Genomic DNA, 21816 nt, shown 5'->3' on the forward strand with positions numbered 1-21816 from the left:
GGCAGTGGCATGAGTGTGCGCGGTGATGACTGGCCATTTTCAGCAGTTTCGAGGGCCTGACCATGTTTGAGTTGCGCGTACTGAACGGCTTGCACCAAGGGGCCGCGTTGCCGTTATTTGGCGAGCAGTGGTGCATCGGCTCCAATGCGGAGGCCGATCTGGCGCTTTACGACCCGGGTATTGCCGCGCGCCATGCCTGGCTGCGCCAGGTGGAGCAGTGCTGGTGCGTGCAGGCAGAAGAAGGGTTGCTGCACGACGACCAGGGGCAGGTGTTGGCGCAAATTGTTGACCTGGCCCTGGACCGGCCGTTTTCCATCGGCGCCATTCGGTTGTGTGTGTCGCTCACCGATCAGCCGTGGCCTGCGGAACCTGCGCCTGAGTCAAGTGTTGAGGTGTTTGAGGTACCCGCTGAGGCGCGGCCGGAGCTGCGCCTGAGCACCCTGCGCGGGCCTGCGCAAAAACGCGTGATCAGTGGGCTGGTGGTATTCGCGGTGCTGGTTGCTGCCGTGGGCGTGATGAACGCCGGCGATCAGGATGTCCAGGCTTCACTGATGCCTGCGCCCGTGCAGAAAATTGATCTGGCCAGCGTCGCTGAAGTGCGCCAGCAGTTGCTCAAGATGCTGAGCGAGCGCGAGTTGGCGCAACGGATCAGCATGCAGGTGATCAATGGGCAGATCTCACTCAACGGTGACGTGTCATCGGAAGAAATGGCGCTGCTGTCACGCATGCTCGGCCGCTTTGCCGAGCGTTTCGACACCCCCGTGCCGGTCATCAGCCGGGTGAGAGAAGGCAATAGCCAGCCGCCGTTCAAGATTACCCAGATTGTCGGTGGCCCGAATGGTCATGTCGTACTGGAGGGCGGACGCAGGTTGTTCCTGGGGGATGAAGTGGATGGGTTGCGCCTGGTCTCCATTGATAATGCCAAGGTGGTGTTCGATGGCCTGCGTCGCTATGAGGTGCGCTGGTGAGCCAGGACCTGCAGGACCGCCTTGACGCGTGGCAGGCACGCCAAGTCAGTCATCTGGCCAGCTTTGCGCCGGTGGCGGTGCGCGGACGTATCCAGCGCGTCAACGGCATGCTGTTGCAATGCCGGCTGCCTCAGGCGCGCATCGGCGACCTGTGCAAAGTGGATAAATACGGTGATGACAGCATGCTCGCCGAAATCATCGGCTTTGATCACCAGGATGCGGTACTCAGTGCCCTGGGCAACCTCGAAGGCGTGCAAGTGGGCGCCAGCGTGCAGCGCCTGGGCGTGCCGCATCGTGTGCGGGTCGGCCATGAACTACTGGGGCAGGTACTCGATGGTTTCGGTCGGCCGATAGCGGGCGAGGGGCCGGGAGCGTTTGTCGATGATGCCGACACCAAGGACGCGACCACGGTGCTGTGCGAAGCGCCGCTGCCCACTGAGCGCCCGCGTATTCATCAGGCGCTGGCGACGGGCGTGCGCTCGATCGACGGCTTGCTGACATTGGGAGAAGGCCAGCGCGTGGGGCTGTTCGCCGGTGCTGGTTGCGGCAAGACCACCTTGCTCGCCGAGATTGCCCGGAATGTCGAGTGCGATGTGATTGTGTTCGGCCTGATTGGTGAACGGGGCAGGGAGCTGCGCGAGTTCCTTGACCATGAACTCGACGACCAATTGCGGGCCAAGGCGGTACTGGTATGCGCAACGTCCGATCGCTCAAGTATGGAGCGGGCGCGTGCCGCCTTTACCGCCACGGCGCTGGCCGAAGGGTTTCGCCGCAAAGGCCAGCGGGTATTGCTGCTGATCGACTCCCTGACCCGTTTTGCCCGGGCTCAGCGTGAAATCGGTCTGGCTGCGGGTGAACCGTTGGGGCGCGGAGGTTTGCCGCCGTCGGTCTACAGCTTGTTGCCGCGTTTGGTGGAACGCGCTGGCCTGACTCGCGAAGGCGTGATCACGGCGATCTACACCGTGCTGATCGAACAGGACTCCATGAGCGACCCGGTGGCCGATGAAGTGCGCTCGCTGCTCGACGGGCACATCGTACTGTCGCGCAAGCTTGCCGAACGCGGGCACTACCCTGCGGTGGATGTGCTGGCCAGCCTGTCGCGGATTCTGAGCAATGTGGCCGAGCCTTCGCACATACAAGCTGGCACCGCGCTGCGGCGCCTGCTGTCGGCGTACCAGCAGATTGAACTGATGCTCAAGCTGGGGGAATACCAGGCTGGCAACGATGCCCTCACGGACATGGCGGTAGACAGTCGGCAGGCCGTCGATGGCTTCCTGCGCCAGGATTTGCGCGAGCCTTCGCCACTGGCCTCCACCCTCCAAAAACTTTCGGAGCTGACGGCGTATGTCCCTTTCTGAACTGGAGACCCTGCGTCGCCTACGCAGGCATCGCGCCGATCGCGCCGAGCGCGCGTTGCGTGAAGCGAAGCGGCACCAGCGAGCCCTGCAGGCGCACATCGAGCAAGCCGAGGACGCGCTGGAGCAGACACGACAGCAGGAGGCCAGGCAAAGCGCGCAATTACTGAGCGAGCACCAGGGGCAGGTGGTGTCGGTGTGCATGCTCAAATCCTGGACGGCCAAAGAACACACCTTGTCCGCCGACACCCGCCGTGAGGAGGATCGTTTGCAGGGGCTGAATGGGCAGAAGGAGACGCATGTGATTGAAGTGGAACGCGCACAAAAGCAGGTCAGCCAGTGCTTGCGCCAGGTCGAAAAACTCCAGGAGCTTTCTGCTTTGTTGACACAGGAGGTGCTATGACGCAGGTCCCGGCAGGCAAGCCTGAACGCCCCCGCCCATTGCGTGACGAGCGTGAGTCGACGCCAGGCCTCGTATTCCTGTGGGAGCAGGGCCGGCTCTTTGCGAACCTGTGCGCTGGCGAAGGCGGCGGGGAGGGGTTCGGTAGTTCGTTGCACGCCAGGCAGGCATCTGCCGATACGGCGATGGTCGAGGCGTTCGCCGAGCAATTGGTACCGCGCCTCAATGCGGCGTCTCAGTGGCCTTTGCAGGCAGTGTTCTATTTGCCGCGCCTGGGCCGCATCGACGTCAACGTACGGCGAGAGATGGGGGCGCTGCAGATTGAATTGGACCCGGAGGAAGAGCGCACGCGGTCGTGGCTGGGAGATATGCGCCAGCGATGCGAGGACCGATTGAGCGCTGAGTTGAGGCGGCCAGTGCAGGTGTCGGTGACCCTGTCAGGCTGCCTATGATGATTTCGCCTTTGACGCTGCCTGTGGTCGACGGCGCCATCGTTGCCGCCTTGCGACGGCTGGGACGGGGGTTGCGGCTGTCGTATCAGGTGGCGGGCCAGCATGGCGAGCTGTTGCTGGAGCCGGGCCATATGCCCAGCGCGAACGGCTCTTTTGTTTTCGATACCGCCTGTGGGGCGCTGGCGTTCGGTGATCCTGGCCCGGTCCTCAGCTTGCTCGGTGACTGCCCGGTGACATTGGCTGAGCACGGCAATGACCCTGATGCGTGGTTCTGGGCGTTGTTTCAACATCAACTCAGCCCTCAAGTGCAGTCGTTACTGGGGTATCTGCGCTTGCAGGAAAGCGTGCAGCCACACGATTTCAGTTGTCGCCTGACGGTGAGGTTGGGCGAATCCCGAGTGGTGGACCGCCTCTCACTCGCGCCGGATACCTTCCTCGCACTGTGCGATGCGGGCCCGTGGCAATCGCTTGCCCCGTCGTTACCTCATTCGCTGACGCTCTCGGTGTCGGTGCTGCTGGGGCATTCGCAACTGCCTATCAGCCAGGTGAGCAGCGTACGCCCCGGTGACGTACTCATGTTGAAAAACCCGATGTTCAACGCCAACGGTGACGGGCGTTTGCGCGTGGGCCGCCAGGGCTTGCAAGGGCGGCTGGACCATGACACCGGGGTCTTGCGCTTTACTTTTTTTTCTATCGAGGAAATGTGTGTGGATGAGGTTTCAGCAGACCAGAACCAGGGCTACGAGTGGGCCGATCCGTCGCCAGCCACCGATCAAGCGCCTGTGGATATATTCGGGCGTGAGCCATTTGACGAACTGGCGATGGGCTTGAGCGTGCGCTGTGGCACGTTGCAGCTGACCTTGGGTGAGTTGCACCAACTCGCGCCTGGTGCCGTGCTCGGCGTCTCGGGGTACGCGCCGGGCATGGCGGGGCTGTATTACGGCGACCGGCCTATAGGGCATGGGCAACTGGTGGATGTGGATGGTCGCTTGGGCCTGCAATTGTCCCGTGTGATTTTTTCCCGATGAACTTCCAGGGGATCGACCCGCTTCTGCTCGCGCTGTTCCTGGGTGCCCTGTCATTGATGCCGATGTTGTTGATCGTGTGCACCGCGTTCCTGAAGATCGTGATTGTGCTGATGATCACGCGCAACGCGATTGGCGTGCAGCAAGTGCCGCCCAGCATGGCCATCAACGGTATCGCGCTGGCGGCGACGATGTTCATCATGGCGCCGGTGGGTTATGAAATCGCCGAGGCCGTCAAGGTAACGCCGGTGGACTTGAGCAGCGTGCACGCGTTTGAGCAGACCAGTGTCAACGCGATACAGCCCTTGAGGGCTTTTATGATGCGCAACACTGACGCGGACATCCTGACGCATTTGGTCGAAAACACCGCGCGCATGTGGCCCGCGGAAATGGCCCAGGCCGCACGTCGTGACGACCTGATCCTGCTGGTGCCGGCCTACGTACTGTCGCAATTGCAGGCGGGGTTCGAGATCGGGTTTCTGATCTATATCCCGTTTATCGTCATCGACCTGATCGTCTCCAACCTGCTGCTGGCGTTGGGCATGCAAATGGTTTCGCCGATGACCATTTCGCTGCCGCTCAAGCTGCTGCTGTTCGTGCTGGTTTCAGGTTGGTCGCGGTTACTCGACAGCCTGTTCCTGTCCTACCTCTGAGGCGCTTATGGACCCGATCATGCTGTTCAAGCAGGGCATGCTGCTGGTGGTGGTGCTGTCGGCGCCGCCGCTGATCGTCGCGGTGATTGTCGGTGTGCTGACGTCCCTGATACAGGCCCTGATGCAGATACAGGATCAGACGCTGCCTTTCGGCATCAAGCTGGTAGCGGTCGGCATCACCCTGGTGTTGACGGGACGTTGGATTGGCCTGGAGTTGATCCAACTGATCAACCTGACCTTCGACATGGTTGCCCGCTCGGCGCTGAACTGAGGTAACACCTGTGCTGCTTTATCTTGATTACTTGCCCAGCCTGGTGATCGCCATGGCGCGTATCTATCCCTGCGCGATTCTCGTACCGGCGTTTTGCTTTCAGCACATTCGTGGCATGCCGCGACATGTCATTGTGATGGTTGTGGCGTTGATGCCGGCCCCTGGGATTCATGCTGCGTTGGCGGGTGCGGATTATTCGCTGTTGATGATCGGCGCTCTGGTGCTGAAGGAAGCGGTGCTGGGCTTGCTGCTCGGTGTGTTGCTTTCGATGCCATTCTGGTTGTTCGAGTCGGTCGGCGCGTTACTGGACAACCAGCGCGGGGCCTTGACCGGTGGCCAGATCAATCCTTCGCTGGGGCCGGACGCAACGCCCATCGGTCACATGTTCAAGCAACTGGCGATCTTCCTGCTGATGGTAACCCTTGGGCTTGGCGTCCTGACCCAGGTCATTTGGGACAGTTACCTGATCTGGCCTCCCACCGCATGGTGGCCGGTGCCGGCGGTCAATGGCTTTGGCGAGTTCCTGGGGCTGCTGGGCGATACCTTCATGCATATGATGCTGTACGCCGCGCCCTTTATCGCGGTGCTGTTGCTGCTGGAATTCGGGGTAGCGTTGCTCAGTTTATACAGCCCGCAATTGCAAGTGTCATCGCTGGCGATGCCCGTCAAATGCCTGGCTGGGCTGGCGTTCCTGCTCTTGTATATGCCTCTTCTGCAAGACTTGATCGTGGGCAGGATGAGTCTGTTGGGCGACCTTAAGCATTCTCTGGGCTTGATGTTCCAGGGGGCGCAGCCGTGAGTGACTCTGGGGAGAAAAAACACGCCGCGACCCCCAAGAAGCTGCGTGACCAACGTAAGAAAGGCCAGGTTGCTCAAAGCCAGGACGTGGCCAAGCTGCTGGTACTGACGGCCTTGAGTGAAATTGCACTGTTCACCGCCGAAACCAGTATGCAGCGTTTTCAGCAACTACTGGTGTTGCCCATGGCGCGCATGGGGCAACCTTTCGTGCGCGCGCTGGAAGAGGTCTTGTTCGAAGGCTTGCTGGTGTTTTTCTCTTTTGCCCTGCTGATGGTGGGGGTGGCGATCGCGGTCAAATTGATCAGCAGCTGGATGCAGTTCGGTTTCCTCTTTGCCCCGGAAACCTTGAAACTAGATTTCAATCGGCTCAACCCCCTTAACCAGGCCAAGCAGATGTTTTCCGGCCAGTCGGTGATGAACCTGTTGATGGGGTTGGCCAAGGCCGTGCTGCTGACGCTGATTCTGTACGTGGTCATTGGCCCGTCGTTGAGCGCGTTGGTGAGCCTGGCCAGTGGCGACCTGCAAAGTTATGTCTTGGCGCTGATGACGCTGTTTCGACACTTGCTGCACATGTGCCTGGGCTTGCTGCTGGTGCTGGCAATCGTTGACCTGGCGTTGCAAAAGTACTTTTTTGCCAAGCGCATGCGGATGACCCAGGTGGAAGTGGTCAAGGAGTACAAGGATATGGAGGGCGACCCTCACGTCAAGGGCCAGCGCCGTCAGTTGGCCTACGAGTTGGCGAATGAGGAGCCCAAGGTCAAGCTGCCCAAGCTGGAAGAGTCCGACATGCTGGTGGTCAACCCGACGCATTTTGCGGTCGCTTTGTACTATCGCCCTGGCAAGACGCCGCTGCCGCAGCTTGTGGAAAAAGGTACGGACGCCCAGGCCCGCAAACTGATCGACCGATGCAAGTCGGCGGGCATACCCGTGATTCAGTGTGTCTGGTTGGCGCGCACGCTCTACAAGCAGAAGTTGGGGGGCAACATTCCCCGAGAGACGCTGCAGGCCGTTGCTTTGATCTACCGTACTTTGCGTGAACTGGACGATGAGGCCAAGCGAGAGACCCTGGAGTTGCCCGAACTGGACCAGCGTTGAGCCATCGTGTGTTCAACGATTGCAGTGTCGATCCAGGGCTTCAAGTTCTGCGAGCGAGAGCAGGCGGCTGAGGATTTGATCCAGGGGAATATCGGTAGATACCACCGGGTGCCAGAGAATCAGGGCTCCCCCGGCATTCGAAAAGACAAAGCAGCCATCGAACGCCAAGGCCTGTTCGAAGCGGCGTTCCAGCACACGCTGGAACTGGCCGGCCTGTAAGACACGCGGTGCAATTTGCAGGGCCAGGCCGAGCTGTTCCCCGGCTTTCAGCGCACACAGGTGGATGCCTTTTGACAGGTGCAGGTGAGTGGCAGCGCCACTCACCAGGTCATTGAGAAGTACCCGACGATGTTCGGCGTCTGTGGGTATTTCCATAGGGGTCATCGTTCCAGCGAAACCGTCTGGTGATCCGAACGTTCCCCGGAGGGGCCGGGTTGCACACGCATGTGTTCCGGCCACCAGATCACCATCTTGTCGGCGCTCGATTGTGGACGTGAGCATGAGTCACCCCGGCAGGTGGGTGTGCAACCGGCGACAAACAGCACCAGGCTGATCAATGTAAAGCTGGAGAGTCGGCGAGTCATTCTGGTTTCTTTCCGTTAGGTGCGATCAACGAGGGGCGAGAAACGCCAATGTGTTCGTCTTTCACCACAGGGCGCATGGCGATGAACACTTCCGCTTCTTCACCCGGTTTGAGCCAGGCACGCGGCCAGGCGGTCACTGCCAGGGTCTGCGAATTGCTGCACTCTTTCTCATCGATGCGCACATGGCGGTCGTACTGGTTGCGCAGTACCACGACGGCGACGTTGAATTGCGGGCCGACATACCATTGGCTGCGTTCGGTATTGAGTGCGAGCAGGTCACGGGTGGTGCACAAGGTATCCAGGCCCAGTGGCATCGGGGTCGCCTTGAAGGCGTTGGGGACTTGCCCGGTGACGAGTGTGGCCATGGCATGGATCAAGTCGTTGCGCTTGATTTCCGGTGCGTGGGGCGTCATGCGTCGTGCCAGTGGTTTGAGGGCTGTTTGCAGTTCCAACTGATCGGCCTGGGGCAAGTAGCGCGAAGGGTCGGCCTGGTCGCCAATGACCCTGGGCGTGATGATGAACAGGCGCTCGCGTCGATTGTTTTTGCGTTCAGTGGACGAAAACAGCGCCTTGCCCAGCAACGGGATATCACCCAGCAGGGGAATCTTGTTGAGCTGGTCAGTGTTATCCGTGACGTGGAAGCCGCCCACCACCAGCGAGCGTTTTTCGGCCATGACCGCTTGGGTGCTGACCGCACCCTTGCGCACATCGGGCCCGATGCGGTTGGGGTTGGATTCGTCGAAATTGCCGTCTTCGATATCGACCGCCAAGTGGATCTGATGGCTCCCGCGCGAAGTGATTACCCGTGGGACCACCTGGAAGCTGGTTCCCACGGTGATCGGCAGGATGGTTGCCACTTCGGAGCCGGCCGTGAGGTACTGCGTACGGTTGAAGTCGATCACTGCCGGTTGGTTTTCCAGGGTCAATACAGATGGGTTCGACACCAGGGTCGCCAGGCCACGCCGCTCCAGGGCCCTGACAGCGGCAAAGAATCCATCCCGGTTATTGATCGCCAATTGCGACGAGGTGCCTGGGGCGATGTTGTTCACGCCGCCCTGGAAATTGCCATTGCGAAACCCCCAGTTCACGCCGAGCTCACGCATCTGCGTGCGTTCGATGTCGAGGATGATCGCGTCGATTTCCACCAACTTGCGCGCGACGTCCAACTGGGTGATCAGGTCGCGGTACATCGCGTGGCGTTCCGGCAAGTCGTAGATCATCACGGCGTTGTTGCGCACATCGGCTTCGACGCGAATTCGCCCGGGCGAGACCCGTGCGCGTGGGGTCAGGGACATGCCCGAGTCGGCGGTCGCCTGGCTCGTCGGTGGGGCGAGCATCTGGCCCAATAGAGGGTTGCCGAGCCGAGGAAAGCCCTGGGCCAGGGGCGATATTACAGGGGCGCCTGACGCGGCTGAGGGGCGCTGGGTAACCTGCGCGGCAGCTGAGGGGGAGCGAGGTTCAAGCAAACCCTGCAGCATGCTGGCAATACCGGGGATGAGCATTTTCTCGCCGCGATAATCGATCTGGCGGTCTGCCGCATTGGCGAATTTCAGCGGGTAGGTCAGCACGCTCTGTTTTTCGTCGGTAGAACGGCGCTGGCTGCTGAATTGTTTGATCTGTTCTATGTAGCGCTTGGGGCCGGACACCAGCACCACGCCGTCCTCGGGCAATTCGCCCCAGCCGAAACGGCTATCGAGAAGGCCGATATCGGTGAGTGCCTGCTTCAGGTCGGCCACGGTTTCGCTCGACACTTCCAGGCGCGCGGACTCCTGCTGGTCCAGGGTGCTGATGTAGAGGGTGTTGTTGTACAAGTACCACTGGAAGCGGTGTTCAGTCCCCAGGCGGTCGAGCAGTGACTGCGGGGTATTCGCGCGAATCTTGCCGTTGACGTTGCCTTCCAGCAGGCCTTCGATCTGCAATTGCGTGCCAAACGTCTGGGCGAAATCATCGAGTACTTCGCGCAAGGGTTTGTGCTCGGCCTCGTAGGCGTAGGCGGTGTTTTTCCACTCTGGGGGGATGGCGGCAAGGCTGCTGTGCAGCGGCGCCAGCAAGAAGGGCAGGGCCAGCAGGCAACGCCACTGAGTGGGTTTTACGGCTGCAACGGGCGAGCATGAGCGCAAGCGGGGGTGCTTGTGGATCTTGTTAGGCATGGCAGGTTCTCGGTTTCAGTACGGCAACTTACGTAGCGAAAGGGACCTGGACGGGGGGCCAGGCCTTGCCAGGCGCGCGACTACGCTGCGCCAGGTGTCGCGTTGGTTGAAAAGCGCTTCAAGGGATTTCAACAGGTGCTCCTGACTGCAATCCCGAGGCAGGCCTTGCAGCAGCCAGAGGTGGCCGGTTGCGGGAGCCAGGGCCAGGGCGCCCTGGAAATGCGCGAGACTGGACTGACCGAGACGATGCCAAGACTGCAACGAGTAATGTTCGAGGCGTGAATGCGTCAGTTGAACGCCCAGAAGTACGCGGTGTTCAGAGCATTGCACGCTGACTTCATCGTCCTGTTCAAACAGCAGCACATGCTGTTCGCGGCCAGCCAAACAGTCAGCCAGTTTTTGCTGGCAACTACTGGATACCATTGATGACGGCTTTTATCGTGTCGTGCTTGTAGCTGAGATAGCCTGAGCTTGTGGCAAAACTGGACACCAGGTTCGACTTCACCTCGATCATCTGTTCAAAAAGCCGTTGAGCCTCTTCACCGCCTTCGCTGTTATCAACATCGGCGCTGATTTGACTGAGCTGCTTTTCGGCCTGGGCCTGCTGCCGGTAGTGCCTTATGAGTAAACGGTCATCAAACGTCATCGGGGTTTCTCCTCGTTGGGGCTACCCCTGAGTGGCAGCCGATTTGTGACAAGTTCCATCCACCGATTTATTTGTTTTAAAAAACAACCCGCCCTCGCCAAGTCGTATCGTTACTTGATATTGGCCTTGGTGGAGGGCGTCACCAGGTTGTCCAGGGTATCGGTCCAATTGATGTGAAACCCACCGTCTTCTGTTTCCAGGACCAGCGATTGGGCGGCGAGCGTGCTTTCGACTCGAAGCGTCCAAGGCACACCGCAATGGCGGCTGAGCCACTGTTCGACAGGCTCGCGGTCCAGTGGATTGCACAGCAAGCTCGCCTTGATCGGCGGCAACTGGGCGTCCAGCAGCTTGTTGAGCAGCGCGGTGAGGCGTTGAGCGGGTAGGGTTTCTTCCAGGAAACTTCGGATCGCTGTGTTTATGACTGACGTCGCGACCTGCTCCAGCTTTTCGTACATCGCCTGGCGTTCCGATTCCCAACGATGCAGTTGGGCGTTGGCGCGCTGCCAGAACTCATGTCCAGCGCTTTCCAGTATTTTTTCGCACTCTGCCTGTGCTTGGCAGGTGAGTGCCTGTGCGTGGGCTTCTGCCTGTTCGATCAATTGACGGGCCTGCGCATAGTCAGCCAGCATTTCTCTGGGAATCAGCGCCGTGGGCAGGTTGGGCGTGAGGGTGTGCAGCTCAATCGTGTGGGCGCAAAACATGGCGGGAGTTCTCGCGTGGGGCGTGCGGGGCATCATCGAAGGGAGCAGAGGTGGCGCGCCAGAGAGCGGCTTGCCACAGGGTGTCCAACCGGCCTTGACTATCCATCAGCTTGGGCTGCCGCTCGACTTCAAGTACCCGTGGGCGGGCGAAGCTCAAGCGCAATCGTCGCCAGATGGCGGGGGCCACCCATGCCCGCAGGTAGTGCAAAGGGTCTTCGATGTTCATCTGTGTCGGGTCGGGTGCCAGTGCCTTGGCCAGGCGCTGGCACCAGAGAAGTTGCTCCTGGTTCAAGCGGCTGTCGTTGGGCGCGTTGTAGACCTCATTGACCAACACCAAGACGAGGTCTCGTTGGGGGGCGCTGGCGAGGACCAGTTGCAGCAAGGCGGGCGAAGGGGGAGGGGGGAGCTCGGGTTCGATGTCGAACAGGAGGCTCATCCTGCCATGATGACTGCGTGAAAGCGCCTCTGTTTGTTCAACGCCCGCATGAGTACGCCAATCCGGGTGGGCATGTTTCCAAGGCGAAGCCCACCATCGTACCCAGGCCAGATCCTCACTCATGGGCGTGATCGATTGCCGGTTTTGAGGTGGGAGCATGCATTGTCCTGCGCCGCCAGATCACCCATCCAGCGCCTGCCAGTACCAGGGCGACAAGAGGGGCGGTAACGCTGGTACGCCAGAACCCGAGGTCTTGTTCCGGCACCAGGAAGGGGCCGAGATAGGTCAGCTGTTGCTGCTCCTGATAGGCTGCCGCCGGTACGAAAACGACGGTCAGTTTTTGCGTATTGTCGATGGCTGACGTCATGCCGGGGATGCTGCTGGCCACCATCCTGCGTACCCTGGGGCGAATATTGTCGGGGTCCAGCCGAGGGTCATGCTTGATGAAAACGGAGGCGGATGCCGGTTGCACCGGTTCGCCGGGCGCCACCCGCTCCGGCAGCACCACATGGACGCGCGCAACGATGACACCGTCTATGTTCGATAAGGTCGCCTCCAGCTCCTGGGACAGCGCATAGATGTAGCGGGCGCGCTCTTCCAACGGGGTGGAGATGACACCTTCCTTGCGAAAGATATCCCCCAATGTCGAGCGGGTCACTTTAGGCAGGCCAACGGCTTCAAGCGTGCGGACCGCTCGGCTGATGTCATTTGCCCTGACACGAACGATGACTCCGTCTTTTGCCGGGACTTTCTGGGCACGGATCTGTTTGTCTGCCAACTCCGCAATGACTTCGTTGGCTTCCTGCTCGGATAATTGGCGATGAAGCTCTACGCTTTCACCGCAGCCCGCTAGCAGCAACACCGATGAAAAAAACAACGTAGTGGTTAGACGGCGGGACATACACCTACCCCATGCTGGCGACTTTATCGACGCCTTTTACGATTGCGCCGAGTACCTTGACGCCTGCCACCACGTTAACGTGCGATTCGGAAAGCGACTGGGCGAACTCATGTGCGTCCTTGGTTTTCTTGTTCAGGCTCATGTCCCGAAACCCCTTGGACACTCGTTTCGATAACGTCGCAGACTCAGCAGGCCCCAAGGTCAAGGGGAGGCCCATACCCGTGGGCGCGGTACCTTTGCCTGGCCGCTCGGAGAGGTTCAGTTGCGCGGTGAAAAAATTGCTGTCGGACGTCCCGTCGAGCGCAGCCGGCGTTTCAGCCTGAGTGATGGTGTTCCCGTTTCCCGGGCCCCCTGCGTTGTTGGTGTACATATGAACCTCCAGCGAGCGCGTCGATTGTTGCATCTGTTGGGCAGTGGAGACCTCCTCTGCCGGATGGGCAAAGGAGGTCGGTTCTTACTTAGGCGAATCTCAACGATTTTACGCGGCCCGCTTTTGCTGTAGTCAGTTCTTGCTCAGCGGTTTTTGCAGCCTCTTCGACAACTTTCTTTTCTTTGTCGGCGTTGATTCGGTCCAGTTGTGCTTGAGCGCCAGCGCTCACTCCACCGGTAGGTATTGAGGACATAAGAGTTACCTTCGTATATGTCTGGATTGAAGTGTCGACAACGCTTGTTCGCTGTCTTTAGTGTGCTGAGCAACAGTGCAGTTGCTCATTGGTTAGGTGGTCAGCGACAAGAAGAACGTTCCGGTATATAAATAAGTTATTTGTTTTTAATTGTTTCTTGTGAGGCCGGGGTTTATGCGCTTCGCGATGAGCGATCAAGTGTTAATGCGATGTCGATGGATTCATATTCAATATGCTTTTTGTTATTGTTTGTTTCGTAGCAAGGGCGCTCTGGTGGTTTGTTGCAGCACTTTGCATTGTCAGGAGGGGCATCGTTTTCCGGGGGGCGTTTGATGTTGGTGATTAAACTCATAAAGTTGCTGATCAGGGTTAAGCACATGAAGTTTTCCTGTTGTGGTGTGAGTTAAGGCGCTCTAGAGGCTCACACGTATGTGGGAAATGCCTTCTGCCTCGTTCCAGGCACCCTACGCCAGTGATATTTCGAGTTGCTTCATCCGGTAGTAGAGCGTGCGTTTGGCGACACCGAGTTCTGCTGCAACGTTGTCGACACTGCGTGCGTGACGGCGCAACGATTCCTCTATCAAGGCTTTTTCAATTTGCTGCAACCTTGCCTTCAGGTTTATTGGCGTGCTCTGTCGATTGGCCAACGAGGAGGAGAGCGGGGGCAGGCCCAATACGAATCGCTTGGCGGTCGAGCGCAACTCACGCACGTTACCCAGCCACGGGTGGCACAGTAACTGTTGCAACAACGCGGGGGGTGGAGGTGTTGCGGAACACTTAAAGTAGTCGGCCTCCTGCTCGATCATGTCCATGAACAAGGGGATGATGTGTTCACGTCTGTCACGCAGTGGGGGCAGGTGGATGTTGACGACATTCAGACGGAAATACAGGTCACGTCTGAAGGTGCCTTGCTCCACCATTTCATGCAATGCGTGCTGGGCCGAGGCAATGACGCGCATATCGACCTGGATGGATCGGGTCGATCCAAGGCGCTCGACGCCACGAGATTCCAGTACCCGTAACAGCTTGGCCTGTAACGAGAGTGGCATGCTATCGATCTCATCCAGATACAAGGTGCCCAAGTGGGCGGCTTCTACAAAGCCGGCGCGGGATTGCAATGCGCCGGTATAGGCGCCGCTGTTGACCCCGAATAGTTGGCTTTCGGCAAGGGTTTCCGGGATGGCAGCACAATTGACCGCGACGAAGTTACCCTTGCGCCGCGATAAACAGTGAATGCGTTGTGCCAGGGTGTCCTTGCCAGTGCCGGTTTCTCCAAGAAGCAAAATGTCGATGTTAAGAGGGGCGGTATTGTTGATGGTGGTTTCGATGATGGGGCAGTCGGTGAAAGGTATATCAGTCATAAGTTCATACTGATTGAGGGCCGACATAGTGCGAGTGCTCCAATGCAGTTGTCGCTTTGTTGAAGTTTAAGTTGGCGGTGGGCGCTCGCAAGTAAACCGGAAAACAGCAGCATTGTCATCGTGTTTTCGAACTGAGTTAGCCTTTTTGGAATGTGAGATGTAGAAGATTTTTAATGTGCGAATTCTATTTGGAGCAGGCGGGAATTGTGGTGTAAGAGAAATCTTAAATATGCTTTGAATGGTTTTAAAGTGTGCATTTTTTTGAGGGCAGGCTGGAAATTGGCCACTGACGATATCTTTGTTAAAGATGCAGGGGAAGGCCGGGGTGACAAATAGAACGCCCACAAAAAAGCCGATGCAGTGCATCGGCTTTTTATTGAAGCGGTAACGCTTACACGTTGAAACGGAAGTGCATTACATCGCCATCTTTAACGATGTATTCCTTACCTTCCAAACGCCACTTACCGGCTTCCTTGGCACCGGCTTCCCCCTTGAACTGGATGAAGTCGTTGTAGGCAATCACTTCGGCGCGGATAAAGCCCTTTTCGAAGTCGGTGTGGATCACGCCGGCAGCCTGTGGTGCGGTAGCACCCACTTTGACGGTCCAGGCGCGGACTTCTTCGACACCGGCAGTGAAGTAGGTCTGCAGGTTGAGCATTTCGTAACCGGCACGGATCACGCGGTTGAGGCCAGGCTCTTCCAGGCCCAGGGCCTCGAGGAACATGTCCTTCTCTTCGCCGTCATCGAGCTCGGCGATTTCCGCTTCGATCTTGTTGCATACCGGCACCACGATCGCGCCTTCTTCGTCGGCAATGGCCTTGACCACGTCGAGCAGCGGGTTGTTTTCGAAGCCATCTTCGGCGACGTTGGCGATGTACATCACCGGCTTGGTGGTCAGCAGGTGGAAGCCCTTGACCACGGCCTTCTCGTCAGCGCCCATGCTCTTCATCAAGCTGCGTGCCGGCTTGCCCAGGGTGAAGTGTGCGATCAGCTGCTCCAGCAGGCCTTTCTGGACCACTGCGTCCTTGTCGCCGCCCTTGGCGTTGCGCGCGACTTTCTGCAATTGCTTCTCGCAGCTGTCGAGGTCGGCGAAGATCAGTTCCAGGTCGATGATCTCGATGTCGCGTTTCGGGTCGACGCTGTTGGAGACGTGAATCACGTTCTCGTCTTCAAAGCAGCGGACCACGTGGGCGATGGCATCGGTTTCACGGATGTTGGCCAGGAACTTGTTACCCAGGCCTTCACCTTTCGACGCACCGGCCACCAGGCCGGCGATGTCGACGAATTCCATGGTGGTCGGCAGGATGCGCTTGGGATTGACGATGAGCGCCAGTGCTTCCAGGCGCGGATCGGGCATCGGTACGATACCGCTGTTGGGTTCGATGGTGCAGAAGGGGAAGTTCTCCGCCGCAATACCGGACTTGGTCAAAGCGTTGAACAAGGTGGATTTGCCGACGTTGGGCAGGCCGACGATGCCGCAATTGAATCCCATGGTGTTTCCCCTCGGTAAGAGTCAGGCCTTCTGGCTGTGCAGGTTTTTCATCGCGCGGTTCCATTCACCGGCGAAGATATCCGGCAGCACGCCGAGGGCAAAATCGATGCTGGCATCGAGTTTTTCCTGTTCGGCGCGTGGCGCACGACCCAGGACGAAATTTGAAACCATACTGGCAACGCCTGGGTGGCCAATGCCGAGCCGCAGACGGTAAAAATTATTCTGATTGCCCAACTGCGCGATGATGTCGCGCAGGCCATTGTGCCCGCCATGCCCGCCGCCCAGTTTGAGTTTGGCAACGCCGGGTGGCAGGTCCAGTTCGTCATGGGCCACCAGGATTTCCTCGGGTTTGATCCGGAAGAAGCCCGCAAGCGCCGCGACAGCCTGGCCGCTGCGGTTCATGTAGGTGGTGGGAATCAGCAGACGAACATCCTGACCCTGATGCGAGAAGCGTCCGGTCAGGCCGAAATATTTGCGATCGGCCACCAGGTTTACACCTTGGGCGTGGGCGATACGCTCAACAAAAAGGGCCCCCGCGTTATGCCGGGTCTGTTCGTATTCGGCGCCTGGATTTCCCAGGCCAACGATCAGTTTAATGGCAGTCACGACAGGGGCCCTTCCTTTGGAGTTGTGGATAACATCGCCGCAACCGGTGTGCGGCGAAAGTGGACAACAAAAGATCATTTACTCAAGAGTAAACGCCGCGTTATCGCCCGCTTTCTCGCTACGTTTCGGTCCGCGATGTTTCCTCAAGCTCCGGCAATACAGAGTGAATTACTCTGCAGCGCCTTCTTCAGCTTCTGGTGCAACGCGTGGAGCGTGAACGTTTGCAACAGCTTTGTCATCACCGTGAGCCAGTGCAACAAACTCAACGCCTTTAGGGGCTTTGAGGTCGGACAGGTGAATGATGTCGCCGATTTCCAGAGCCGACAGGTCGACTTCGATGAACTCAGGCAGGTCTTTCGGCAGGCAGGTCACTTCGATCTCGGCAACAACGTGCGAAACTTCGCCGCCTTTCTTGACCGGAGCGTCTTCACCAACAAAGTGTACAGGCACGATAGCGGTCAGTTTCTGGCCGGCTACGACGCGTACGAAGTCAGCGTGCAGCACGTGACCTTTAGCTGGGTGACGTTGCAGGGCCTTGATGATGACGTTCTGCTTGGTGCCACCAACGTTCAGCTCGATGATGTGGCTGTAGGCCGCATCGTTTTCCAGCAGTTTGGCAATTTCTTTGGCCAGCATGCTGATGGACTCAGGGGCTTTTTCGCCACCGTAGACGACAGCTGGAACCAGGCTTGCGAGACGACGCAGGCGGCGGCTCGCACCTTTCCCCAGGTCGGAACGCACTTCAGCATTCAGGGTAAAATCGTTCATGTTGTATCTCCAAAATAACCACATTCGCCCCAGCGTTTGCGACCAGCGCTAAAGGCGATATGGGCAAAAAAGCCCCGCCCCAACAGTATGCTGGGGCGGGGCGCTTTTCGTCAGTGAGGTGTTCCGTTGGTTTGACCCTTAACGGAACATCGCGCTGATCGATTCTTCGTTGCTGATACGGCGAACCGCCTCGGCAACTACCGGTGCGATATCCAGTTGACGGATACGCGAACAGGCTTGAGCAGCTGCGGACAACGGGATGGTGTTGGTCACCACCAGTTCGTCCAGCATTGAGTTTTCGATGTTCTCGATCGCTCGGCCCGACAGCACAGGGTGTGTGCAGTAGGCGAAGACTTTAGCCGCACCGTGCTCTTTCAAGGCTTTGGCCGCGTGGCACAGGGTGCCGGCGGTGTCGACCATGTCATCGACCAGAATACAGGTACGCCCTTCGACATCACCGATGATATGCATCACTTCAGAGTGATTGGCTTTCTCGCGGCGTTTGTCGATGATCCCGAGGTCCACGCCCAGGGATTTGGCAACAGCCCGTGCACGCACGACGCCACCAATGTCCGGGGACACGATCATCAGGTTTTCAAAGCGCTGGTCTTCGATGTCATCCACCAATACTGGGGAGCCGTAGATGTTATCTACCGGGATATCGAAGAACCCCTGGATTTGGTCAGCGTGTAGGTCAACCGTGAGGACACGGTCGATACCTACCACGGTGAGCATGTCAGCCACGACTTTCGCGCTGATAGCCACACGTGCGGAACGCGGACGGCGATCCTGACGGGCATAACCAAAGTAAGGGATTACAGCTGTGATTCGAGTCGCTGAGGAGCGGCGGAAGGCATCAGCCATCACGACGAGTTCCATCAGGTTATCGTTGGTCGGAGCGCAAGTCGGCTGAATAATGAAGACGTCTTTACCGCGAACGTTTTCATTGATCTCGGCGGTAATTTCGCCGTCGGAAAACTTACCGACAGAGATGTCACCGAGAGGGATATGCAGCTGACGTACGACACGTCGAGCCAGATCGGGGTTGGCGTTCCCCGTAAAGACCATCATCTTGGACACGCGCAGTACCTAGAGGCTGAGGGTAACCTGGATGAGTATAGGAAAATGGCAGGGGCGGCTGGATTCGAACCAACGCATGGCAGGATCAAAACCTGCTGCCTTACCGCTTGGCGACGCCCCTGTATCTGTTGCAACGAGTACCCAGTACTCGATTCCTTTTAGAGCAGACTTTGCAGCTTGCGATGCAACATCGAAACGTTGCTTCCCTTTGCTACAAACCCTGTAAGGGTCTCTGTAAGAAGGGCCGAGACTTTATCAGCTTCAGCTTTGCTTGGGAAGCCCCCAAACACACAACTTCCAGTGCCGGTTAATTTTGCTTCGGTAAATTTACCTAACAAATTCAAAGCGTTACGTACCTCTGGATAACGCCTTGCTACAACCGGTAAGCAGTCATTTCGACTGTTTCCCTTGGGAACGGGGCGCACTTTAATGGGAGGAGAGTTACGTGTCAACAGTGGATCTGAAAAAATTTCTGCTGTACTTACAGATACTTGCGGGACAAGCACGACGTACCACGGCTCTTCGGGGTATTCGGGGGTGAGTTTCTCCCCCACGCCCTCGGCAAAAGCGGCGTGCCCGCGCACGAAAACCGGGACGTCGGCGCCCAGTGTCAGGCCCAGCGCAGCCAGGCGATCGAGGTCCCAGCCCAGCTGCCACAGGTGATTCAAACCCAGCAGTGTGGTCGCCGCATTCGAGCTGCCGCCACCGATGCCGCCACCCATGGGCAGGATCTTGTCGATCCAGATATCGATGCCGAGGGCGCAGCCAGATTGTTCCTGAAGTTTTTTCGCCGCCTTCACGATCAGGTTGCTGTCGTGAGGCACGCCTTCGAATTCGGTATGCAGATGAATCACGCCGTCGTCGCGCAAGGCGAAGGTCAGTTCGTCGCCGTAGTCGAGAAATTGAAACAGCGTCTGCAACTCGTGATAGCCATCTTCACGGCGACCGAGGATGTGCAGCATCAGGTTGAGTTTGGCCGGGGAGGGCAGGGTCAGTTTCTGTGCTGTCACGTTATTGCCCCAGTTTGCGCGGTTGCCAGTCCTTGATCACCAGCGTGACGTCAAGGTCGGGGCCGTGCAGCTTGATGCGCTCTGGCAGCCAGTAGCCGTTCTGTTGCACGTAGCTCAAATATTCGACGTGCCAGCCATCCTGTTCCAGGGTGCCCAGGCGGCTGTCGCCATCAAGGCTCAGGCGGCTCTTGCTGTCGGGTGCCGGCAAGCCGCGTACCCACCACACCAAGTGCGAGACGGGCAGCTTCCAACCGATCTGTTGTTCCAGCAGATCTTCCGGCGAAGTCGCTTCATAACGGCCCTGGTTGGCCACTTCGAGGCTGACTTGCCCCGGTCGACCCGTCAGGCGGGCCGCGCCACGCCCCAGCGGGCCGGATAGGCGAATATCGTAGTAGTCCTGGCGTTGCAGCCAGAACAGGGTACCGCTGCCCGAATCTTTCGGTGCCCGCACCCCGACCTTGCCTTCGATCTGCCAGCCATCGATGCTGCTGAGCTGATCCTTGTGTTGCTTCCATTGCGCCGGGTTGCCCTGGCCCTCAACGGATTCACGGGCGCCGAAGCCTGCGCAACCGGCGAGCAGGGCGATGAAGCTGAAAACGATAACGTGGCGCAAGAACATAAGCTTAAAGGGTCTCGGATCCGGTCAGGCGTTTGATGGTGCCGCGCAGAATGGCGCTTTCGGGTTGTTCCTTGAGGAACTTTGCCCAGATTTGTCGAGCTTCGCGCTGCTTGCCATTGGCCCACAGCACTTCACCCAGGTGTGCGGCGACTTCCTGGTCGGGGAAGCGTTCCAGTGCCTGGCGCAGCAGGCGCTCGGCTTCGTCCAGGTTGCCCAGGCGGTAGTTCACCCAGCCCAGGCTGTCGAGCACGGCCGGGTCTTCCGGGTTCAGCTTGTGGGCTTGTTCGATCAGCACCTTGGCTTCGGCGTAGCGTGTGGTGCGGTCGGACAAGGTGTAGCCCAGGGCGTTCAGGGCCATGGCGTTGTCCGGGTCGCGCTTGATGATCAGGCGCAGGTCTTTTTCCATCTGCGCCAGGTCATCGCGTTTTTCCGCCTGCATGGCGCGCGTGTACAGCAGGTTCAGGTCGTCCGGGTATTGCAGCAAGGCTTGTTGCAACACCTTCCAGGCGCGCTCGCCCTGATTGTTGGCCGACAGTGTCTCGGCCTGGATCAGGTACAGCTGGATCGCGTAGTCCGGTTCGGCCTCGCGGGCAGCCGCGAGGCGTTTTTCCGCCTCATCCGCGCGCCCGTTGCTCATCAGGATATCGGCCTGGCGCAATTGCGCGGGCAGGTAATCGTTGCCGGGGCCGACCTGGGCGTATTCGAGCAAGGCGGCCTGCGGGTCGTTGCGCTCTTCAGCGATGCGGCCCAGGTTCAGGTGCGCCGAGTCCACATGGCTTTCGCGGGCAATCAGGTCTTCCAGGTAGCCCTTGGCCTCATCCCAGGCCTTGGCTTCCAGGCACACCAGTGCCAGGGAATAGCGCAGTTCGTCGTCGTCCGGGTATTGCTGGACCAGGTTGGCGAACTGCACCTTGGCGTCCTCCATACGGTCCTGCTCGACCAGCGTGCGCGCGTAAGTCAGGCGCAGGCGTTTGTCTTCCGGGTACTTCTTGATGCTTTTTTCCAGCAGCGGAATCGCTTCCTTGCCGCGATTGAGGTTCTGCAGCAAACGTGCGCGCAGCAGGATCGGGGCGATCTCGCCGTCTTCCGGCGGGTTCTTCTCCAGCAGTGTCAGGGCTGCTTCGGGCTCGTTGTCCTGTTGCAGCAGCAAGGCTTTGCCGAACACCAGTTGGCTGTTCTTCGGGTGTTTTTGCAGGAGGCGGTCGAAACTCTTCATCAACCCGTTGCGCGTGTCCTGATCGGTGTCGGCTGCCGACAGCGCCAGGAAGTCGAAATGGGTGTCGCCCTTGCCCTGCAAGACTTTTTCCATATAGACCATGGAATCGTCATAGCGCCCCGCGCGCGCCAATTGAATGGCCGCCGCCCGCTGGGCTTCCAGGTCGTCCGGTGCGTTTTTCGCCCAGATCAGTGAGGTGTCCAGCGCCGCCTGGTCTGCCCCCAGGTACTCGGCGATGCGAAACGCGCGCTCGGAGATCCCTGGGTCCTGGGTGTTGATGGCCTGGGTCACGTAGTTATCCAGTGCAATATCGAAACGATTGCGCTGGCCGGCCAGTTCTGCGGTCAGCAGGCTGTACACCGTTTCTTCACTGAACGAGGAATAAACCTTGGGCTTTTCAGGGGCGGGGGTGCTGTCCTCCACCGGCGGTGTACCGTCCGGCGACACGGGTGCCATGGCCTGGCAGCCGCTGAGGAAGACAAAAGCAAGGAGCAACGCGGAGGATCTATTCATATAGGAAGAGGACGACTAACCTGCGGTCGGATCATCATGACACAAGCCTTCGGCCAAACATAACCGGGGCGCTCTTAATGCGTGTATTGCTGT

28 protein-coding genes and 1 tRNA gene are annotated in these 21816 nt (G+C 58.8%); 10 read left to right on the forward strand and 19 right to left on the reverse strand.

The genetic code is table 11. The annotated features are described in order from the left end of the window. The first annotated feature begins 62 nt into the window (after window positions 1–62). From ACODSV_RS15065 to sctU, 9 genes are read left to right on the forward strand one after another with little or no spacing between them, the layout of a single operon-like run. Window positions 63–968, forward strand: a complete 906-nt coding sequence (locus ACODSV_RS15065) for an FHA domain-containing protein (protein ID WP_150054896.1) — start codon at window positions 63–65, stop codon at window positions 966–968. Continuing rightward, entirely contained in the window at window positions 965–2326 is a 1362-nt protein-coding gene (locus tag ACODSV_RS15070) for a FliI/YscN family ATPase (protein ID WP_454843101.1), read from the forward strand. Before ACODSV_RS15065 ends, ACODSV_RS15070 begins: the two co-directional genes overlap by 4 nt. Continuing rightward, window positions 2313–2726, forward strand: a complete 414-nt coding sequence (gene sctO / locus ACODSV_RS15075) for a type III secretion system stalk subunit SctO (protein ID WP_150054898.1) — start codon at window positions 2313–2315, stop codon at window positions 2724–2726. Before ACODSV_RS15070 ends, sctO begins: the two co-directional genes overlap by 14 nt. After that, window positions 2723–3175 (forward strand): type III secretion system HrpP C-terminal domain-containing protein, encoded by a 453-nt coding sequence (locus ACODSV_RS15080; protein WP_150054899.1) that lies wholly within the window; start codon window positions 2723–2725, stop codon window positions 3173–3175. Before sctO ends, ACODSV_RS15080 begins: the two co-directional genes overlap by 4 nt. Then, the gene (locus ACODSV_RS15085) at window positions 3172–4203 is read left to right on the forward strand and encodes a FliM/FliN family flagellar motor switch protein (protein ID WP_150054900.1); all 1032 of its coding nucleotides are present in this window, start codon (window positions 3172–3174) and stop codon (window positions 4201–4203) included. The genes ACODSV_RS15080 and ACODSV_RS15085 overlap by 4 nt, the downstream gene beginning before the upstream one ends. Beyond that, window positions 4200–4853, forward strand: coding sequence for a type III secretion system export apparatus subunit SctR (gene sctR, locus ACODSV_RS15090; protein ID WP_024073278.1), 654 nt, complete (start codon window positions 4200–4202; stop codon window positions 4851–4853). The genes ACODSV_RS15085 and sctR overlap by 4 nt, the downstream gene beginning before the upstream one ends. Before the next feature lie 7 nt (window positions 4854–4860). Next, the gene (gene sctS, locus ACODSV_RS15095; RefSeq protein WP_024073279.1) at window positions 4861–5124 is read left to right on the forward strand and encodes a type III secretion system export apparatus subunit SctS; all 264 of its coding nucleotides are present in this window, start codon (window positions 4861–4863) and stop codon (window positions 5122–5124) included. A gap of 10 nt (window positions 5125–5134) precedes the next feature. Further along, window positions 5135–5923: a type III secretion system export apparatus subunit SctT gene (gene sctT / locus ACODSV_RS15100; protein WP_150054901.1), complete on the forward strand. Its 789-nt coding sequence runs from the start codon at window positions 5135–5137 to the stop codon at window positions 5921–5923. After that, complete coding sequence (sctU, locus tag ACODSV_RS15105; protein ID WP_150054902.1) at window positions 5920–7017, forward strand: type III secretion system export apparatus subunit SctU; 1098 nt, start codon at window positions 5920–5922, stop codon at window positions 7015–7017. Before sctT ends, sctU begins: the two co-directional genes overlap by 4 nt. A 12-nt stretch (window positions 7018–7029) precedes the next feature. Here the strand turns inward: sctU and ACODSV_RS15110 are convergent, their stop codons facing one another. Genes ACODSV_RS15110 through sctC form a run of 3 tightly spaced genes read right to left on the reverse strand, consistent with a single transcriptional unit; the run spans window position 7030 to window position 9751 of the window. Then, window positions 7030–7392 (reverse strand): transcriptional regulator, encoded by a 363-nt coding sequence (locus ACODSV_RS15110; protein ID WP_310168555.1) that lies wholly within the window; start codon window positions 7390–7392, stop codon window positions 7030–7032. A gap of 5 nt (window positions 7393–7397) precedes the next feature. Next, the gene (gene hrpT / locus ACODSV_RS15115) at window positions 7398–7601 is read right to left on the reverse strand and encodes an HrpT family type III secretion system protein (protein WP_150054903.1); all 204 of its coding nucleotides are present in this window, start codon (window positions 7599–7601) and stop codon (window positions 7398–7400) included. After that, the gene (gene sctC / locus ACODSV_RS15120) at window positions 7598–9751 is read right to left on the reverse strand and encodes a type III secretion system outer membrane ring subunit SctC (protein WP_150054904.1); all 2154 of its coding nucleotides are present in this window, start codon (window positions 9749–9751) and stop codon (window positions 7598–7600) included. Before sctC ends, hrpT begins: the two co-directional genes overlap by 4 nt. Before the next feature lie 282 nt (window positions 9752–10033). On the opposite strand from sctC, the gene ACODSV_RS15125 reads away from it, so the two are divergent. Next, a complete protein-coding gene (locus tag ACODSV_RS15125; RefSeq protein WP_024073286.1) occupies window positions 10034–10177 on the forward strand; it encodes a hypothetical protein in 144 nt (47 codons plus the stop codon). Here ACODSV_RS15125 and ACODSV_RS15130 read toward each other — a convergent pair. The 16 genes from ACODSV_RS15130 to ACODSV_RS15205 form a co-directional block, all read right to left on the reverse strand. Beyond that, entirely contained in the window at window positions 10161–10397 is a 237-nt protein-coding gene (locus ACODSV_RS15130) for a hypothetical protein (RefSeq protein WP_150054905.1), read from the reverse strand. The two genes, ACODSV_RS15125 and ACODSV_RS15130, sit on opposite strands and share 17 nt — an antisense overlap. Before the next feature lie 110 nt (window positions 10398–10507). Further along, entirely contained in the window at window positions 10508–11098 is a 591-nt protein-coding gene (gene sctL, locus ACODSV_RS15135; protein ID WP_069075219.1) for a type III secretion system stator protein SctL, read from the reverse strand. Continuing rightward, window positions 11076–11534, reverse strand: a complete 459-nt coding sequence (locus ACODSV_RS15140; RefSeq protein WP_190300956.1) for a type III secretion protein — start codon at window positions 11532–11534, stop codon at window positions 11076–11078. The genes sctL and ACODSV_RS15140 overlap by 23 nt, the downstream gene beginning before the upstream one ends. Window positions 11535–11649: 115 nt before the next feature. After that, a complete protein-coding gene (sctJ, locus tag ACODSV_RS15145) occupies window positions 11650–12435 on the reverse strand; it encodes a type III secretion system inner membrane ring lipoprotein SctJ (RefSeq protein WP_024073290.1) in 786 nt (261 codons plus the stop codon). A gap of 4 nt (window positions 12436–12439) precedes the next feature. Further along, window positions 12440–12805 (reverse strand): hypothetical protein, encoded by a 366-nt coding sequence (locus ACODSV_RS15150; RefSeq protein ID WP_024073291.1) that lies wholly within the window; start codon window positions 12803–12805, stop codon window positions 12440–12442. Between the two features lie 88 nt (window positions 12806–12893). Next, window positions 12894–13058 (reverse strand): hypothetical protein, encoded by a 165-nt coding sequence (locus ACODSV_RS15155; RefSeq protein WP_190300957.1) that lies wholly within the window; start codon window positions 13056–13058, stop codon window positions 12894–12896. Window positions 13059–13230: 172 nt separating this feature from the next. Continuing rightward, window positions 13231–13437, reverse strand: a complete 207-nt coding sequence (locus ACODSV_RS15160; RefSeq protein ID WP_150054907.1) for a hypothetical protein — start codon at window positions 13435–13437, stop codon at window positions 13231–13233. 85 nt (window positions 13438–13522) lie between these two features. Beyond that, window positions 13523–14446, reverse strand: a complete 924-nt coding sequence (locus tag ACODSV_RS15165; protein ID WP_150054908.1) for a sigma 54-interacting transcriptional regulator — start codon at window positions 14444–14446, stop codon at window positions 13523–13525. A 364-nt stretch (window positions 14447–14810) separates the two neighbouring features. Beyond that, window positions 14811–15911 carry a redox-regulated ATPase YchF gene (gene ychF / locus ACODSV_RS15170; RefSeq protein WP_024073294.1) on the reverse strand — a complete coding sequence of 367 codons (1101 nt, stop codon included), beginning with the start codon at window positions 15909–15911 and terminating at the stop codon, window positions 14811–14813. A 21-nt stretch (window positions 15912–15932) separates the two neighbouring features. Next, window positions 15933–16517 carry an aminoacyl-tRNA hydrolase gene (gene pth / locus ACODSV_RS15175; protein ID WP_010213318.1) on the reverse strand — a complete coding sequence of 195 codons (585 nt, stop codon included), beginning with the start codon at window positions 16515–16517 and terminating at the stop codon, window positions 15933–15935. Between the two features lie 168 nt (window positions 16518–16685). Further along, window positions 16686–17285 (reverse strand): 50S ribosomal protein L25/general stress protein Ctc, encoded by a 600-nt coding sequence (locus ACODSV_RS15180; RefSeq protein WP_024073295.1) that lies wholly within the window; start codon window positions 17283–17285, stop codon window positions 16686–16688. A 138-nt stretch (window positions 17286–17423) separates the two neighbouring features. Further along, on the reverse strand, window positions 17424–18365 hold the full coding sequence (locus tag ACODSV_RS15185; protein ID WP_003208392.1) for a ribose-phosphate pyrophosphokinase: 942 nt from the start codon (window positions 18363–18365) through the stop codon (window positions 17424–17426). 46 nt (window positions 18366–18411) lie between these two features. Continuing rightward, window positions 18412–18486, reverse strand: a tRNA-Gln gene (locus ACODSV_RS15190). Window positions 18487–18523: 37 nt separating this feature from the next. Further along, a complete protein-coding gene (gene ispE / locus ACODSV_RS15195; RefSeq protein ID WP_206379620.1) occupies window positions 18524–19327 on the reverse strand; it encodes a 4-(cytidine 5'-diphospho)-2-C-methyl-D-erythritol kinase in 804 nt (267 codons plus the stop codon). Window positions 19328–19376: 49 nt separating this feature from the next. Beyond that, window positions 19377–19994: a lipoprotein insertase outer membrane protein LolB gene (gene lolB / locus ACODSV_RS15200; protein WP_024073297.1), complete on the reverse strand. Its 618-nt coding sequence runs from the start codon at window positions 19992–19994 to the stop codon at window positions 19377–19379. Window positions 19995–19998: 4 nt separating this feature from the next. Then, entirely contained in the window at window positions 19999–21723 is a 1725-nt protein-coding gene (locus ACODSV_RS15205) for a tetratricopeptide repeat protein (RefSeq protein WP_150054909.1), read from the reverse strand. Between the last annotated feature and the right edge of the window lie 93 nt (window positions 21724–21816).

This window comes from Pseudomonas sp. FG86, assembly GCF_057808775.1.